This window comes from Marivirga atlantica (genome assembly GCF_016734805.1).
GTDB classification, from domain to species: Bacteria; Bacteroidota; Bacteroidia; order Cytophagales; family Cyclobacteriaceae; genus Marivirga; species Marivirga atlantica.
The window spans coordinates 536,032-552,891 of record NZ_JAERQG010000002.1 but is presented as its reverse complement, the minus strand read 5'-3'; the positions used below and the strand labels follow the sequence as shown (position 1 = coordinate 552,891).

The 16,860-nt window shown below is 36.8% G+C and carries 16 protein-coding genes; 6 read left to right on the top strand and 10 right to left on the bottom strand.

Features of this window, described 5'->3' with window-relative positions; all coding sequences use genetic code 11:
* Positions 1-50 precede the first annotated feature (50 nt).
* Entirely contained in the window at positions 51-1,910 is a 1,860-nt protein-coding gene (locus tag JKP34_RS09780) for a M1 family metallopeptidase (RefSeq protein ID WP_201920372.1), read from the bottom strand.
* Positions 1,911-2,169: 259 nt separating this feature from the next.
* Between JKP34_RS09780 and JKP34_RS09775 the strand changes: the two genes are divergently transcribed.
* From JKP34_RS09775 to JKP34_RS09760, 4 genes are read left to right on the top strand one after another with little or no spacing between them, the layout of a single operon-like run.
* Complete coding sequence (locus JKP34_RS09775) at positions 2,170-2,817, top strand: DUF4290 domain-containing protein (protein WP_201920369.1); 648 nt, start codon at positions 2,170-2,172, stop codon at positions 2,815-2,817.
* A 3-nt stretch (positions 2,818-2,820) separates the two neighbouring features.
* Positions 2,821-4,128 carry a UDP-N-acetylglucosamine 1-carboxyvinyltransferase gene (gene murA / locus JKP34_RS09770; RefSeq protein WP_201920365.1) on the top strand — a complete coding sequence of 436 codons (1,308 nt, stop codon included), beginning with the start codon at positions 2,821-2,823 and terminating at the stop codon, positions 4,126-4,128.
* Between the two features lie 14 nt (positions 4,129-4,142).
* A complete protein-coding gene (locus tag JKP34_RS09765; RefSeq protein WP_201920362.1) occupies positions 4,143-4,775 on the top strand; it encodes a hypothetical protein in 633 nt (210 codons plus the stop codon).
* Positions 4,772-5,449: a hypothetical protein gene (locus tag JKP34_RS09760; protein WP_201920359.1), complete on the top strand. Its 678-nt coding sequence runs from the start codon at positions 4,772-4,774 to the stop codon at positions 5,447-5,449. Before JKP34_RS09765 ends, JKP34_RS09760 begins: the two co-directional genes overlap by 4 nt.
* Positions 5,450-5,651: 202 nt before the next feature.
* Here JKP34_RS09760 and JKP34_RS09755 read toward each other — a convergent pair whose 3' ends face one another.
* Positions 5,652-6,626: a polyprenyl synthetase family protein gene (locus JKP34_RS09755; RefSeq protein WP_201920356.1), complete on the bottom strand. Its 975-nt coding sequence runs from the start codon at positions 6,624-6,626 to the stop codon at positions 5,652-5,654.
* Positions 6,627-6,677: 51 nt separating this feature from the next.
* On the opposite strand from JKP34_RS09755, the gene JKP34_RS09750 reads away from it, so the two are divergent.
* On the top strand, positions 6,678-7,523 hold the full coding sequence (locus tag JKP34_RS09750) for an alpha/beta hydrolase family protein (protein ID WP_201920353.1): 846 nt from the start codon (positions 6,678-6,680) through the stop codon (positions 7,521-7,523).
* 672 nt (positions 7,524-8,195) lie between these two features.
* On the opposite strand, the gene JKP34_RS09745 is transcribed toward JKP34_RS09750, so the two are convergent.
* The 6 genes from JKP34_RS09745 to JKP34_RS09720 all read right to left on the bottom strand — a co-directional run bounded on the left by JKP34_RS09745 (position 8,196) and on the right by JKP34_RS09720 (position 12,701).
* Entirely contained in the window at positions 8,196-9,230 is a 1,035-nt protein-coding gene (locus JKP34_RS09745) for a serine hydrolase domain-containing protein (RefSeq protein WP_201920350.1), read from the bottom strand.
* Between the two features lies 1 nt (position 9,231).
* Positions 9,232-9,657, bottom strand: coding sequence for a type II toxin-antitoxin system VapC family toxin (locus tag JKP34_RS09740; RefSeq protein ID WP_201920347.1), 426 nt, complete (start codon positions 9,655-9,657; stop codon positions 9,232-9,234).
* On the bottom strand, positions 9,654-9,902 hold the full coding sequence (locus JKP34_RS09735) for a DUF6364 family protein (protein WP_201920344.1): 249 nt from the start codon (positions 9,900-9,902) through the stop codon (positions 9,654-9,656). The genes JKP34_RS09740 and JKP34_RS09735 overlap by 4 nt, the downstream gene beginning before the upstream one ends.
* Before the next feature lie 86 nt (positions 9,903-9,988).
* Positions 9,989-10,945 carry an NAD(P)-dependent alcohol dehydrogenase gene (locus JKP34_RS09730; protein WP_201920341.1) on the bottom strand — a complete coding sequence of 319 codons (957 nt, stop codon included), beginning with the start codon at positions 10,943-10,945 and terminating at the stop codon, positions 9,989-9,991.
* Positions 10,946-10,985: 40 nt separating this feature from the next.
* On the bottom strand, positions 10,986-12,101 hold the full coding sequence (locus JKP34_RS09725) for an acyltransferase family protein (RefSeq protein ID WP_201920338.1): 1,116 nt from the start codon (positions 12,099-12,101) through the stop codon (positions 10,986-10,988).
* 6 nt (positions 12,102-12,107) lie between these two features.
* Positions 12,108-12,701 carry an ankyrin repeat domain-containing protein gene (locus JKP34_RS09720; protein ID WP_201920334.1) on the bottom strand — a complete coding sequence of 198 codons (594 nt, stop codon included), beginning with the start codon at positions 12,699-12,701 and terminating at the stop codon, positions 12,108-12,110.
* A gap of 215 nt (positions 12,702-12,916) precedes the next feature.
* On the opposite strand from JKP34_RS09720, the gene JKP34_RS09715 reads away from it, so the two are divergent.
* Entirely contained in the window at positions 12,917-14,995 is a 2,079-nt protein-coding gene (locus JKP34_RS09715; RefSeq protein ID WP_201920332.1) for a helix-turn-helix domain-containing protein, read from the top strand.
* Between the two features lie 451 nt (positions 14,996-15,446).
* Here JKP34_RS09715 and dapA read toward each other — a convergent pair whose 3' ends face one another.
* Together dapA and JKP34_RS09705 are read right to left on the bottom strand one after the other, a co-directional pair.
* A complete protein-coding gene (gene dapA / locus JKP34_RS09710) occupies positions 15,447-16,328 on the bottom strand; it encodes a 4-hydroxy-tetrahydrodipicolinate synthase (RefSeq protein WP_201920328.1) in 882 nt (293 codons plus the stop codon).
* Positions 16,318-16,857 carry a DUF6913 domain-containing protein gene (locus JKP34_RS09705; protein ID WP_201920325.1) on the bottom strand — a complete coding sequence of 180 codons (540 nt, stop codon included), beginning with the start codon at positions 16,855-16,857 and terminating at the stop codon, positions 16,318-16,320. The genes dapA and JKP34_RS09705 overlap by 11 nt, the downstream gene beginning before the upstream one ends.
* Between the last annotated feature and the right edge of the window lie 3 nt (positions 16,858-16,860).

Here is a 16,860-nt window from a genome sequence, read left to right as displayed (position 1 = left end):
TATAGCTTAGATTTCAAGATAAAGACTTTTTTAGGAAATTTATATTTTATCTATTCGAAAGAAACTTTCATTTTAGCAGCAACATCAAAAACGTTATTAGATCGCTCCATATCAGCAGTTTGCTCATTATTATCAATAACTACTTCTGATATTTTTTTACCATCTGTTGCTACTTCAAACGTATAATCTGAATTAACCCATGGCCAATCCGCTAAGGTAATTACGTCATTATCAGCAAAATTCTTTTCTCCTCGCATAATCCTAAGTGGTATATAATAAAGCTGAGAACTACCATCGGCATATTTTACAGTAACTTCAACAGGCATTGGCATATCCCCTATCTTCTTTAGCGTTACGTAATAATTTCCATCAGCACCTAAAACAGATCCTACTGCATAGTCGATAGTTTTAGTAGAGTTTACCCAATACTCTTTGTACCAGTCTAACTCAAGACCTGATTGCTTCTCCATAATTCTTATGAAGTCATTAGCGTTAGGATGCTTGAATTTCCAGGTATTGAAGTATCTGCGCATACCTTTGCAGAAAGTCTCTTCACCAAGAATATACCTCAATTGAGTTAAGAACACAGAACCTTTAGAATAGGCTGCTCTACCATAGGCAAAGTTGGTATTATAATGATCTGAATGCGTAGTCATTGGCTCTTCATACTGACTCTGCGCTAATGATAAGTATCCTCTAATATTTCCTGCTTGCGGATTATCATCTCCTTCTTCCATTATTACATTCATAGTTTCTGCAGAAGCAAATGTTGTGAAGCCTTCATCCATCCACGGATATAAAGATTCGTTTGTAGCTAAAACTCCCTGATACCAGCTATGGAACATTTCATGTACAGTTACACCTACCAGGCTAGGAAAACTTCTTTCTCCAGTAATTAAAGTTGACATTGGGTATTCCATACCACCATCACCACCTTGAATTACACTAAACTGCTTATAAGGATATTTACCAAATGTTTTGTTCGCATACTCCATTGCTTTAATGGTATATTCTGGAAGCTTCTCCCAATTTTCGCTAGTGTTTTCACCAGGTTGGAATAAGAAATGTAGCTCTGCACCATTAGGCACCTGAGCTTTTATATGCTTAAAGTCAGGATCTGCAGCCCACATAAAGTCGATTACTTGTGGCGCTTTAAAATGCCATGTGATTTTACCTTTCTTAGGTTTCATAGTCTTTTGGTTTTCTAGCTGATAGCCATGACCAACTTCGGCAGGATTTTGCACATAACCTGTTCCACCCAATACATAATTCTCATCAATTGTAATCTTCACATCAAAATCTCCCCAAATACCATGGAATTCTCTTCCGATGTAAGGGTTAGAATGCCATCCTTGATAATCATATTCTGCCATTTTAGGATACCATTGTGCCATTGAATATTCAATACCCTCTTCGTTATCCCTTCCAGTTCTTCTGATTTGTAGAGGAACTTGAGCTTCAAACTCCATATCAAAAGAAACAGTAGTATTAGGCATTATTGGTTGATCAAGCGTTACTTCTAAAATAGTACCTACTGTCTCAAACTCTACCTTTTTACCATTATGCTTAAGTGACTTCACTTTTTGGTATCCTATTTCATCCTCGCTCAAAGCATTTATTCTGCTACCCACTCTTCTATCAGGATCCATAATACTTCTACTTCTCACATCCATCATACTATTAGGCTGAAAGGCATTAAAGTATAAATGATAAAAAACCTTTGTAAGTGTATCAGGTGAATTGTTGGTATACTTAACTTTCTGTACACCTGTAAACTGATTGGTCTCAACATTCATATCAATTTCCATCTCGTACTTTATGGCCTGCTGCCACCTATCGGGTTGAGCCAAAGCAGAAAATGCCATTAGCATGCCTGCTGCGAATAATAAAGTTTGTTTAAGTCTTATCATATAGTCATTAGTTTAATTCTAATCCCTAAAATCGCTAAATATTGTTAATAAGCCAAAACTATTATATAAGCGCTCTATTTTCAGTTTGACTGATCTTTCAATAGTAATTATTACAGAAATAATAGTAGAAAAACGCACGCTTTGTAAGAAGCTATTTTTAAAGGCTAATTATTATCCCTATTTTTCTAACTTTGTTGAAGGGGAATAATCCTACAGATTATCTTTCCCATAAATTAATTGAAGCATAGGCCCTATTAATATGTTAGAATATAACACCCAAAGACCGGACATGAAATTGAAAGAATATGGACGTAATGTTCAGATGCTTGTAAAACACCTGCGTACCATTGAAGATAAAGAGAAGCGCAATGAAATGGCGAATACGCTTGTGGACCTTATTAAACAACTAAGCAATGGGCCAAAAGACTATAATCAGGAAACCATGCAAAAGTATTGGGATGATCTTTATATCATGTCAGACTTTGACCTGGATGTTGACAGCCCCTTCCCTATGCCTGAAAAGGAAGTATTAGGTAAAAAGCCAGAGCATATCGGTTATCTCTCTGATGAGGTTAAATTTAAGCACTATGGTAGAAATATTGAGATTCTAGTAGAAAAAGCTATCGAAATGGAAGATAAAGATGAGCAAGAAAAGGCTGTACTTTATATCGGTCGTTTGATGAAAACTTTTTACTCTACATGGAACAGAGATAACGTTACTGAAGAAGCGATTGCTGATAACTTAAGACAACTTTCAAAAGGTAAATTATCAGTAGATATTGAAAAAGTAAAAGCTACAAATGGCTTTGATGTAATCTATAAAGACAATAATAGTAATAATAGAGGAGGATCACGCTCAAATAACAACAAGGGCAAGCGCTCTAACTACAAAAAAAGAAGAAATTAATTAATGGCATCTTTCAGAATTACCGGAGGGACTAAACTCTCTGGTGAAATAACCCCTCAAGGCGCAAAAAACGAGGCTTTACAGATACTTTGTGCAGTACTATTAACACCTGAGAAAGTAACAATCAATAAAGTTCCTGATATAAGGGATGTAAACAAATTGATTGAGCTATTAGGTGATTTAGGTGTAATTGTAAAAAAACTTTCTGCCGAAAGCTATGAGTTTACAGCCAAGGACATCAAACTTGATTTCTTTGGTACGGAAGAGTATACTAAAAAAGCTGCTTCTTTACGAGGTTCTATCATGCTTTTAGGCCCATTATTGGCTCGTTTTGGAAAGGCCATGATACCGAAGCCAGGAGGTGATAAAATTGGAAGAAGACGTTTAGATACGCACTTTATTGGTTTCGAAAAATTAGGCGCTAAATTCCTTTTTGAGCAAAAAAGTAATTATTACCACATTGATGCATCCGAGTTAAAAGGTGCTTACATCCACTTAGATGAAGCTTCAGTTACAGGCACTGCCAATGTAATTATGGCTGCCTGCATGGCAGAAGGTAAAACTACCATCTACAATGCTGCTTGCGAGCCTTATATACAGCAGCTCTGCAAAATGCTGAATAGCATGGGCGCTAAAATCACCGGTGTAGGCTCAAACCTACTTTACATTGAAGGAGTAGAAGCTCTTTCCGGTTGTGAGCACACTATGCTTCCAGATATGATCGAGATAGGTAGCTTCATCGGTTTGGCTGCTATGACCAAATCAGAAATCACTATCAAAAACGTTGGTTTAGAGCATCTGGGAATTATTCCTGATACTTTTAAGCGCTTAGGGATCAAAATGGAATTTAGAGGGGATGACATTTATATTCCTAGCCAAGAAAATTACGAGATAGAGAGCTTTATTGATGGCTCTATCATGACCATTGCTGATGCCATATGGCCTGGTTTTACACCAGATTTACTGAGTATTGTTTTAGTAGTTGCTACACAGGCAAAAGGTACTGTTTTAGTTCACCAAAAAATGTTTGAGAGCCGCCTATTCTTTGTTGATAAACTAATTGATATGGGTGCTCAGATTATTTTATGTGATCCGCATAGAGCTACAGTGATCGGTTTGGACAGACAAATTAACCTAAGAGGTATTTCGATGACATCACCTGATATCAGGGCTGGGGTTTCTCTCTTAATAGCGGCTCTTTCTGCCGATGGTGAAAGTACCATTCATAATGTAGAGCAAATTGACAGAGGTTATCAGCATATCGATAAAAGATTAAATGCCCTCGGAGCAAAGATTGAAAGGATAGACTAATCATACTTGATTTTATGAGAGTTGTTTTACTCTTCTTATTAACTTTCTTATCTATAGATTGCCTTTCCCAAACAAGGGTACATTATTCTGAATCGCCACAAAGGTTAAATAAAAAATTAGATCAATGGCATGAGGGCGAAATTACCTTAGTTGGTGGAACAGCAATTGAGGCAGCTTTTGCCATAAATCCTATGGTTGAAGGTGGGCTTTTAAAAGTAAAAGACGGCAAAAAGCTCATCACACTTACGCCTTATGACATAGAGAATTTCTCTTTTATTGACAAAGAACAAGATAGAAGAAGATATTTTGAATCATTAGATGTTAGTGATGATCAACAGGCACTAGTTGAAATCATCTATCGAAATGAAGATTTTGAACTGCATGGAATTGAATCAGTTCAAACAGCTTATACATATTATATCGATAATGGCTCAAGATGGTCCTTCAGTAGTAATAAGTTCTACATGTTTTTTAAAATGGGCGGTGAGTATATGCGCTTCTCAAGAAAAGTCTTCTGGAATTTAGTATATCAAAAGGAAGACGAATTGAAGACTTTTAAAAAGGAGAATAATCTTTACTTAAGTTCACCGGCACACATTTCTTCACTATTGAATTATTATGATTTACTCATAAATGAGGAAAATTGAGCTATCAAGTTACTGAGCATCCCTTTTACCAAAAATCTTCAAAAGAGAAAAGAGCTTTTTATTTCAAGCTTGTATTCTTTGCCATATTAGCTAATGCACTTTTAAGTCTTTTATTTTATCTAGTAAGTCCTCTTATATTGCCCTTGGGCTTTCTGTTTATAGCCATCAGTTTATCATGCCTTGCTCCATTTATAGATACTCCAAGCTTGGTAAAGTCTGGTAAATTAGGCTATCTATCTCCTATGCTTTTAATGGAAAAAGAAAAGCATGGTGTGGTAAAACTGCATGGTGGTACTTTGTTGGATTATACTTTTCTATTTCAAAAGGACTGGCCCACCAATAAAAGAAGAAAATTTGTGATGCGAGAAATGATTTCTGGCTTGATTGAACTGCTCAAAAAACTTGAAAGTGATGAAAAGCAAATCGTTTTTAGAGGAAGCAGCTACATCCTAAATGCCAAAACCTTAAGAAGATTTGGCTTTGAAACTCAATCGGTAGATGGCTTTCAGTATATAATTCTTATACTCAATTTTGCCCCTCTTACAATCGCAAAATCAATGGTGGATAAAAGATTAAGCTTCCCCAATTTAAGTAATGTCAATACTTTTGAGATTAGTTACGCTGATTTAAAAGCTCACAAAGAGAAGTTATATAAACTAAGAGAAAAGCTGTAATTTCTGTTTAAGCAGAATAATGATCCCTCCGGGATGACTTAGAAACGGCTAATATTTGACTTATAAGCCTTTTATAAGTACTGCTGCTTTACTCAACCAATTATTATAAGAGAATCTAACGTTTTCAAAGTATGATCTTAGAATCACCTCGCAGAGGTTAGACAGCATAAACAATTGTTCATTGATAATTACTAATTGTATGCTACTTATTTCTCTCGATGGTGTATCGAACCAGCTCTTGAAGGGAGTTTTTATAATCAGAATCAGGGAATTCATTGAGGATTTCAATAGCTTCTGAATGATATCGGTTCATCACTTCAACCGCATAATCTATTCCTTTATGGGCCTTCACAAAGCTAACCACCTCTCTAACAGTGCTATCCTCCTCACTCTTATTTTTGATCAACTTAAGGATACGCTTCTTCTCCCCTTTTTCAGAATTGTTCAAGGCATAAATTAAAGGAAGCGTCATTTTCTTCTCTTTAATATCTATTCCTAAAGGTTTGCCAATTTGCTTGCTACCATAGTCAAACAAATCATCCTTAATCTGGAAAGCCATGCCCACCTTTTCACCAAAAAGCTTCATTTTTTGACTCAGCTTATCATCTTCCTGAACAGACATACTTCCCACTGCACAACAAGAGGCTATAAGTGAAGCTGTTTTTTGACGAATGATATCATAATATACCTCTTCAGTGATATCGAGCTTTCTGGCCTTCTCAATTTGTAACAATTCTCCTTCGCTCATCTCACGAACGGCTTCTGAGACAATTTTCAGTAAAGAGAAGTCACCATGATCGATTGAGAGCAAAAGACCGCGAGAAAGTAAATAATCACCTACTAATACTGCAATCTTATTTTTCCATAATGCATTGATGGAAAAGAAGCCCCTACGGTAGTTAGCATCATCTACTACGTCATCATGCACTAAAGTGGCTGTGTGTAATAATTCTATAAGCGCGGCTCCTCTGTAAGTAGCTTCATTGATTTGTCCGTTAAGGCCGGCAGAAAGAAATACAAACATGGGACGCATCTGCTTTCCCTTGCGCTTCACAATGTATCCCATGATTTTATCAAGCAGATACACCTTGCTTTTCATAAACTGACGGAACTTTACCTCAAATTCCGTCATTTCTTTTGAGATAGGAAGCTGTATTTCTTTAATTTTGCTACTCATTCGTGCGCAATATTACTACCAATCTAAAGTTTAAGCAATTCATCTAGAAAAATGATTTCAAAAAATATCGTTATACCAAGCAGTTACCACCAAAAGCCTATTTCAGCGGATTATAGATTTAACAATTCTGATAATCAAAAGAAACCGTTGATCATTTTTGTTCACGGTTTTAAAGGATTTAAGGACTGGGGTGTTTTTAACCTAATGGCCGATGCCTTCGCCAATAAAGGATTCGTTTTTCTGAAGCTCAATCTGAGCCATAATGGTACCACCCTAGACTCTCCTACCTACCATGATGACCTGGAAGCTTTCGGTAATAACAATTTCAGCATTGAGCTCAATGACTTAAAAGACGTTATCGACTATTGTAGCAATGGTTCAGACGAAACCCTGAGTAAAGCAATAGATACTAATCAAATCCATTTGATGGGCCATAGCCGTGGTGGTGGATTAGTGCTTTTAAAAGCCAGAGAGGATGAGCGCATCAGCAAAGTGGTAACATTAGCTGCTATTAGTGATTTAACACAGCGCTGGCCCCAAAGCTTTTTAGATGAATGGAGAGAAAAAGGTGTGCAGCATATACCTAATAGCAGAACAGGCCAACAGATGCCTTTATATGTTCAGCTTTATGATGATGTATTAAATAATATGGAAAGGCTGTCTATTCCTGATTCGGTAAAGCAAATGAAACAGCCGCTTTTAGCTTTTCACGGTACTGAAGATGAAACTTTGCCAGTTAATATGGCGCATGATATCAAAAGCTGGAAACCTGAAACAGAATTGATTATTTATGAAGGGGCTAATCATGTATTTGGCGCTGCTCATCCCTGGGAGAAAGATGAATTACCTGATTTGTTTAAGGATATAGTGGAGAAGAGTAGTGAGTTTTTGAGGTAATTAACGTGTCGGACTAACATTATAATTTACATGCAAGCGTCATTCCCGAGTAATTGGGAATCTTAAGTTAGAAAATTAGTTTTCTAAACTACTATTATTCAACCTTAGGTTGAATTGACAGATTCCCCTTTGCAGGGGAATGACGTCTTTTGCTAACTCCTCTCAATAGTTTTATCTTCAGCAAAGAGGCTCAGCGAAATGCTATTTCGTATTACATTTTACAATTTTTACAATTTTGTTGTTGGTGTCATCACCAATGTGAGCTACTAAACCTTATAAAATAGATTCTTATGGAATGGTAATATAAGCTCGTTAAAACAGTTTATTTTTTTCACAAAAAAAGAGGAATACAATTATTACTATCAATAATGTTCTATTCATCATAAAGAACTAGGAAAGTTAATAGTAAACAAGTAATTCAAAAGTAAACCATATCAGCAAATTGAAAACTTTTGCTTTTGCCGCCATATTTTTTTTGATCGTCATTCCCGAGTAATCGGGAATCTTTTATATGAAAGCTGGCTTTCTATAGATTAAAAAACGAAAGATTTATTCCTTCTCGGAGAGATTCAACCTTCAGTTGAATTGACAGATTCCCCTTTGCAGGGGAATGACGTGCTTTGCTAACTTTTCTTGTTGGTGTTATCACCAACAAGCAGGTAATGGCAGATTCTAGTTTGAATTTCGTTCTACAATTTTTACGATTCTTTTGTTGATGACTTCTGATAGGTTCCAATTGTATAATTTAGGATCAGTTGTGCTGTAAAATTCAATAAATACGGCATCCAGATCTTCATCATATTTTGCAAAGCTCTGATACCCAGGAACCCATCCTGCATGCTCATATTTGTAAATGGCATCATATATTTCTTTTTCTCCTGGTTCAAACACGGAGCCATCATTTAAGGCTCTTATGAAAGTGCCTACATCTTGTGCTATAGCCAACATACCGTGTTCATCTGCCTTTAAATCGTAAGGGTGCCCAACGTGATAGCCACTCATCACATCATCCATGTTTACTTCACTAAGTGAAGGATAGGTATGCTGTAGATTTAATGGCTCCAATATTTCTTCTTTTATGAAACGGAAGTTCGGATACCCTAGCTCGTCATCCATTATTTTATTGATTAAGAGGTAGTTGGTATTACAATATTCATATTTCTTGCCCGGCTTAAAGTTGGCAGGCTTATCAAGAATTAAGGCAATGCTTTCTTCATATGTCTGCGTGGGAGCAGCCCAAAAATTGAATGCATCAGTAAAATTAGGAATACCACTTCTGTGTTGGATCATCTGCCTTAAGGTAATCTGCTCTGCATATTCAATTCTGCCTTTAAGTTCAGGTAAATAATCGGTTAAGGTTTTATCCAATGAAAGATGGCCTGCATTGACCAACTTAGCCACAGCCACGGCATCATATAATTTGCTGATGCTGGCGATTTTAAATAAGGCATCTGGTTTGGCAGCAATCTTAGCTTCCTTGTTATGCCATCCGGCAGTATAATAAGCAGGTGCTTTACCAGTTTGATCTATATAAACAATAATACCATCAAAACCGTGACTGATAGCTTCTTCGGCCTGCTCCTGTACAGTATCCGGTAAGGGTTTCATCCATGCCCAAAGTATGGTCCATGGAACAAAATAGAGTGATATGGCGGTGCCGACTGCCAACAGTATTCTTATAATCAAGGTTCGTTTCTTTTTAGTCATTTTAAGGTTTTTTGCTTATGCTCTTCAAAAACTCTTCTGCTGACATAATTGGAAGCAGAGACTTTTTAAAATCCTTGGCATTTCTAGTAATGATTATCTCGCAAGCGGATTCTGTTGCACTAAAATATTGAAGTGCATCTTCAAAATCATTAAAAGCACTGTTAAGACTTTTTTCAACGGTAGACTCACTTAATAAGCAGACTTCACAAATAATCTTAAACTTGCGCAGTTTCTCTCGCGCTATTTTGTGGTTTTCATATTTTGAAAGGAAATAGTTCACTGTTGCAAAAGAGATAGGTGAAACCACCATGTTAAATTGACCTCTTTCTGCTAATGTGGCTATTTTAGCCATAGCGTCATAAAAGGGTTTTCTCTCCCCCAAGAGATCAAGCATTACATTAGTATCTAAGAATATTCTCTTGCTCATTTATACTTGTCAGTTAAATGAGCAGAATAAGCCTCCTTTATGTCAAGATCAAGAGGAATTTCTACACCCGTTGACATGCTCTTTACAAAAGGTGAAATTTCAAATTCTGAGGATTTATCTTCCGATGTCAAAGTCTGTAAATAGGCTTCTATTAATCGGGAAAGACTTAATTTCTTCTCTGATGCATAAGCCTTCGCCTTTTCAATAACCTCTTGATTTAGTTTTAAAGTTAATTTTGAATCCATTCTCAATATAGTTATACGTACAAATATAATATTTCAATACGTAATTACTTCGTTTTAGGTATATTTGATTTAGAATCTTTTAGAAGTCAATTATAAGTAATCAGCACATTCCCAGTCTTTTGTCCTGAAATCACATATTGATAGGCTGCTGAAATTTCTGTTATATCATATTCCTTCTCGATTACTGGTTTGAAGGTATTATTGGCTAAAGTCTTACTGATAAAAGGTATGGTTTGCTTAGTGCTAAAAGGAATAGGAAAAATCACTTTTCTCCTGAAGAGAAAACTGAACATAGCATAAAAAACATTTTGTGCATAAGGCCCTAATTCCGATGAGATATAGGTTCCATCTGATGTCAACACTTTCTTGCTTTTACCATAGGTACTCTTCCCAACTGCATCAAATACATAATCATAGGTCTCATCTAGCTCAGTAAAATCTTGCTGATTGAAATCGATCAGCTGATCTGCTCCCAGAGACTTCATGAGTTCTCTATTTTTATCATTGCAGGTGACAGTGATATGTACATCGTATTGTCTTACAAACTGCAATAGTGCTGAGCCAATTCCTCCCGTAGCACCATTAATCAAAACCTTCTGCCCTGTTTTGATCTGCACTTTATGAACAAACGAATAAGCATAATGCGCTCCTTCTAAGCTAGCTGCGGCCTCTTTGAAACCTACATTTTCAGGAATCAGAAACAATTGATCAGCTTTCACTTTAGTATAGTTGGCCTGAGATTCAGCACCTGTATCAATAAATCCAAAAACGCCATCGCCCTTGCTGAATGTTTTTACGTCATCAGCTACTACCGCCACTTCTCCTGCGAAATCTGTTCCCAAAATGGATTTAGAAGGTTTGAATAAGCCTAATACAAAGTGCATGATAAAAGGTTTCCCTGTAAGGTTAGCACAATCGGTTCTGTTAACAGTTGTAGCATGAACTTTCACCAAAACCTCTCCTGCTTTAAGCACAGGGGTTTTAACTTCTTCAACGGCTATTGTGGAAGGTGGTCCGTATATTTTTCTGATGGCAGCTTTCATTTCTTAATCAATTTCCTCAAAATAGTGATTTCTGTCCATATTAAACCGATTTTTCAACTCTTGAAGTCATTATTGGCACATCCGCAGTTGTTTTCACTTTCTTTTCAAGCACCTTTAAACCAAAAAGTGGCCTGATAAAATTTAGCCTTCTGATCACAAACTCATACAATATAAAACATCCAACAAAAGTGAATAAGGTTACCAAGGTGAGCTTGAAAAAGGGAGCTATGGACAATGGAAATATAATCCAGGATGCTAAATAAAGTAATGCCATATGGATAATATAAATTGGATAAGCTGCCTGGCTTAAGTAAGTCAGTAGTTTACTAGGTTTGTTTAAATAACTATAGCCTAAACCAAATACTGCAAAAATCCACAAATTTGATTCTATGGCCATCAACGTATAACTACTATTATATGATAAGTCTTGTATTCTAAAGACATACAAGGCAAAAGAAATGGTTAATAGGACCCATTTCCAGCGCATCACCAGTTGCCAGAAGGATTTACCAAAATAAACGCACATGAAACCAGTGATAAAGGCTATCATTCCTAGCCAGAAACCATGAGGTGTCATGGCATAGAGTTCAAATTGTTCTGGCTGCACTAAGTTAGCTTCTGCAATAAATGGAATCATCAAAAGTAGCAAGCTCAGAGGATTCCCCATTAAGCGTTGTATGATGTTATGTAATTTCCCTGATGACTTTGATTTCAGATAAAAGAAAAGAGGGGTAAAAATCAGTACGTAGATGAATATATTGCCTAAAAACCACAAATGAGCTGGGTTCGGTATAAAGGAGAAATCCTGATGGTAGTAGTTTTGCCAAAGCCACATATGCAAGGGGACAATAGCAAACATACCAAATAAAAAGGGCAGCAAAATTCGCTTGGTGCGCTCCAACAAAAGCGCTTTCCAATTACGCCTTTGGATCGCAAAATATACTCCCATGCCCGATACAAAGAATAGTAACGGAATGCGCCAAATGTTTAAAAGCGCCATTGGTGTCCAAATCCATTCTTGCGGTTCATTATTCTGAATAAATCCAATGAACACACCCCATGGCTGAAAGCCAATTGCTATATGGTAAATTAACAATAAACCAATAGCAATGACTCTCAACCAATCTATATCGTATCTTCTATTCACAGACAGCATGATCAATTATTGATGATTTTTGATTAAGTCCGCTATAATCACACGATTCTGTTTTAACTCTTTGTAATCCAGCTTTAAGCCCAAAGGTCCCAAATCTTTACTCAACTGATCATAAATTGGCTTTACAGCTTCAAAAGGGGCCGTCACAGATTCCAAAGCAGTGGAATTATATGAATTTCTCACCGTAGTATCTGCATTTTTTGCTAAGAGGGCCTTAACAAGCTCAACCCTTCCATAAAAGGCAGCAGTATGTAAAGGAGTTGAACCATCTGCACTAGTAGCATTGATATTCGCACCGCTTTCTATTAATAATTTAGCGGCATCAGTTCTACCAAAAGTAGCGGCAATATGTAATGGTGTAGAGCCATAGGCATCTTTCGCATTTAAATCAGATTTAGCTGCCACATGTGCTTTAATCACTTTAATGTTACCGAAAAAGGTAGCCTCCTGAATAGGTGTGCTTGGAACTTCAGCGCTTACAGAGTTATTTTCCGAAGTTGCTTTTTCTGCTTTTTGTTGGCAAGATGTGGTAGTAGATAAGACAACCACCAAACCAAGCATTATTAAATTACGAGTACTCTTCATTTTTAACGTTTTCATTTTTTTGTGTTTAATCGTTTAGAATTATTTGATTGATACAAAGGTCAGCAGGAATGTAAAGCTGCACTTAATAAGCATGAAGCAATGCTTATAAGCTATGCGTTTTGTGTAAAAACTATGATGATGTACTATAAACTATGATGCAAAAGGCTTAAATAAGCTGTTGTAAGTGGTATTTTTATTTCCGAATATTGTGACTCGCCTTGTGGTATTATATGACTGACTACTTACATCCTAAGAGCCCCTTTCTACAAAAAGTTGTAGCGGTAATTCAAGAAAACATCTCCGATGAAGCCTTTGGAGTGACTGAATTAGCCGAGGCTGTACATATGAGTCGTTCCAATCTGCTAAGAAAAATAAAGCAGGAAACAGGCGTGTCTGTAAGTGTTTTTATCAGAAATGTAAAACTGCAGCAAGCTAATGAGTTACTAAAAGAAAAGGAGCTTACTGTTTCAGAAATCTCCTATAAAGTTGGTTTTGGAAGCACTTCTTATTTTACCAAATGCTTTAGAGAACTCTACGGAAAAACACCAGGCGAACTTCTTAATGAAAGCGAGCAAACTGAAGAAAAGTCATCAGAAGCACATGTAAAGAATCCTGAAAAGAAAAACTCCTTTAAGTATTATGCCTTTTTCGGTTTCCTTCTTATAATACCAGCCGCTGCACTTGCCATTTATTTTTTTTATAAGCCAACTTCAAGAACAGAAATACAACTCAGTAAGTCATTAGCTGTATTACCTTTTAAAAACGACAGTCCCGACAGCAGCAACATCTACTTTATGAATGGACTCATGGAAGCTATACTCGATAACTTCCAGAAAATTGAGGACTTAAAAGTAACCAGCCGAACCACTGTTGAGCAGTATAGGAACATATCTAAATCTATCCCTGAGCTTTCTGAAGAACTAGGCGTGAGCTATTTTATAGAAGGCAGTGGGCAGAAAATGGGAAATGAAATTGTACTCACCATACAACTGATAGAAGCTCCTTCTGACAAGCACCTTTGGTCAAAGAGATACAAGAGAGAACTCAAAGATATATTTGAATTACAAGCCGATGTAGCCAAAAGCATTGCCGCAGAAATCAATGCCATCATTACCCCTGAAGAACAGGAAAGAATAGAAAAAATTCCTACCAATAACTTAGTCGCTTATGATTATTACTTAAAAGGGCTAAGTCTGCTGAATGATGAAACCGGTGAAGGGCTGGAAGAAGGAATTATACAGTTTAAGAAAGCTATTCAAGAAGATGCTCAATTTGCCAATGCCTATGCTTACATCGCTGTCTCTTATTATTACCTGGATGTTTTTCAGCAGCAAAAACAACATACAGAATTGCTTAAACAGTATGCCGACAAAGCAATGGAATTGGAACCAGAGATGGGTGAAAGTCTGATTGCGCACGCCTTGTATTTTATGCAAATAAAAGAATACCAAAAAGCCGTTGAAGCATTCGAAAAGGTATTAGCCTATTATCCCAACATTGCCTGGATACACAATTTTATGTCGGACATCTACGCTTACGTTATGCCTGATACTGAGAAATATCTAAAACATGCTTTACAGGGCATTCAAGTGGCTGCAGCAGGTAATGACTCTATTGCAACAAGCATTACTTACCTCCACCTGAGCAATGCTTTGGTACAAACGGGTTTCCTGGATGAAGCTGAAAAGTATGTGAAAAAATCATTGGCTTATAACCCAAAGAATCATTACTCACAATACCTGAAAGTATATATCAAGCTGGGGCAGGATTTTGACCTTGAGGAAACCAAAGCATCACTTATTAAAATTTATGAGCAGGATACTAATAAACTTGATGTCATTCAGGAAGTTGCCAAAGTCTGTTACACTCTGGAAGATTATGAGGAAGCATGGCAGTATTACCAGAAACTTGTTGACATACGAGAAAGCCTGCATCTAGACATTTACCATAGTGAGGATATAAAAATTGCTTATGTACTGGAACAAGTAGGTAAAACAGCTGAGGCACAAAGCTTTTATGACAGCTATTTAGCCTATGCTGAAAACGACCAATCTATTTATAAAACTTTGAGCTTATCGGCCTATTATGCTTCGAAAGGAGCTATTGAGAAAGGTATGGAGTATTTAAAAGCCTTCACCCAATACGACAGCTTTCAATACTGGTTTGTGTTATTTTTGGATAAAGATCCTGTAATCCTCCAAATGCAATCACACCCTGACTTTCAAGCAACCATTCAGAAAATCAAAGCCAATTTCTGGGCTAAGCATGAAGAACTAGAGAAGGAATTAGGTGAGAAGGGGTTGTTGTGAGAGATTCAACTAACAACAATGTTGGTGAAACACATTCTTTAAGTTACAACTATTAGTTTTCTCCTATAATGTTTCTTAAAGCGTCATTCCCGAGACATCGGGAATCTATTCTTAGAAAGTAAGCTTTCTCTAATAATTAGATTCAAGCTGTGGTTAAACTAAAGGATTCCCCTTTGCAGGGGAATGACGCTTAGAATTAGCCTAATTAATTGAGCTATTCATTGGTGATAACACCAACATTATAATTAAATCAATCCTCCCAACCTCCTTCTCCAAGGAGGAGTTCAATCAATGAGAAATCGTAATTTCTAGCTATGATGAGATTCCTTCTTAGTAAAAAAGGGGAATTTGGAATTCTTCACTATTCGGTCCTTTCTCCTCCTTCTCCAAGGAGGAGCTGAATCACCACTATATCCCGTTGTTGGAGTTATCTCCAAAACATTTATAAATCCTATTTTAAATCAAAAGCTTTAATGCCAACAGCTATTTTTCCACTCAATTGCTCCGTGGCTGGTAACAAAGGCATGCGAACATAATTATCGCAAACGCCTTGTTGCTTTAAGGCTTCTTTGGCACCCACAGGATTGCTTTCTTCATACATGGTAGGATTTATTTCAATCAGTTTGAATAGCTCTTTGCTTGATCCTGCAAAGTCACCATTTAAAGCTTTTTGCACCATGGCGGCAAAAGTCTCTGGAAAAGGATTGGCTAATACAGAGATTACGCCCACGGCTCCCATTGCTATCAAGCTATTTGTCAGTAAGTCATCACCAGAAATCAAGAGGAAATCATCAGGCTTTTTTGAAGCGATATGCATACATTGCTCCAAGTTACCAGATGCTTCTTTTATACCGATGATATTAGGATGAGCTGCCAATCTAAGCGTAGTAGCAGCCGTTAAATTGGAAGCTGTTCTGCCTGGTACATTATATAAAATAACAGGCACAGGTGACTTGTCGGCAATAGCAACATAATGCTGATAAATACCTTCCTGTGAAGGTTTATTGTAATGAGGGCTTGCCGATAATATGGCATCTACACCTGATAAATCAATTTTATCTAGAAAGTCCAAAACAGCAGCAGTGTTGTTACCTCCTACTCCAAAGACTATTGGTAATTGTTTGGGATTATTCGCTTTAACAAAGTTGAGTATCTCCTGCTTTTCTTCGAAAGTAGTCGTGGCTGACTCACCAGTAGTACCCTGCACAACGAAATAATCTGAGCCTTTTGCTGTATGTTCTAATAAACCTTTGAGCGCCTCAAAATCTATGCTTAAATCTTTCTTAAATGGGGTTATTAATGCGGGTCCAACACCTCTGAATTTACTGTTCATTCCCTGAAATTTTTCTGATATTTTGTATGATTTCTGTTGTTAACTGCTTCGTGTCTTGCGTGTTCTTTGGTTTTACCATTAACTCGAAAAAACGATTCTCCGCTTCGGTATCCTGTAAGGCACCAATTCTTATGGAAGATTTCGCATTGACGAGCAAATACTGCATGTAGAGGTTTAGGTCATCATCCAGGCAGAAGATATAATCGAACTTCTGATTTAGAAAACCCAACATGTAAGGCGATTTCATCTGAGCGAAAAAATTCACATCCTTATCCTCAAAGAAATCAAAATAGAATTCAAAATTTTGAGTCTCTTTAGGTTTATACCCGAGGGATTTTACTTCTATACCATCAGCCTCTAATGTTTTGATGAAACTCTTTACTGCCTCGTGTTTTTTTAAATCGTCAAAAGTAAAGATGACGCCTACTTTACGCAGTTCCTTATAAGAAAAGGCCTTTGGTAAATACCTGTTCTTTTTGAGCCCTCGCTCTACTTTATATGCTAAGAGTTTCTTTTTGATGCTTAACAACTT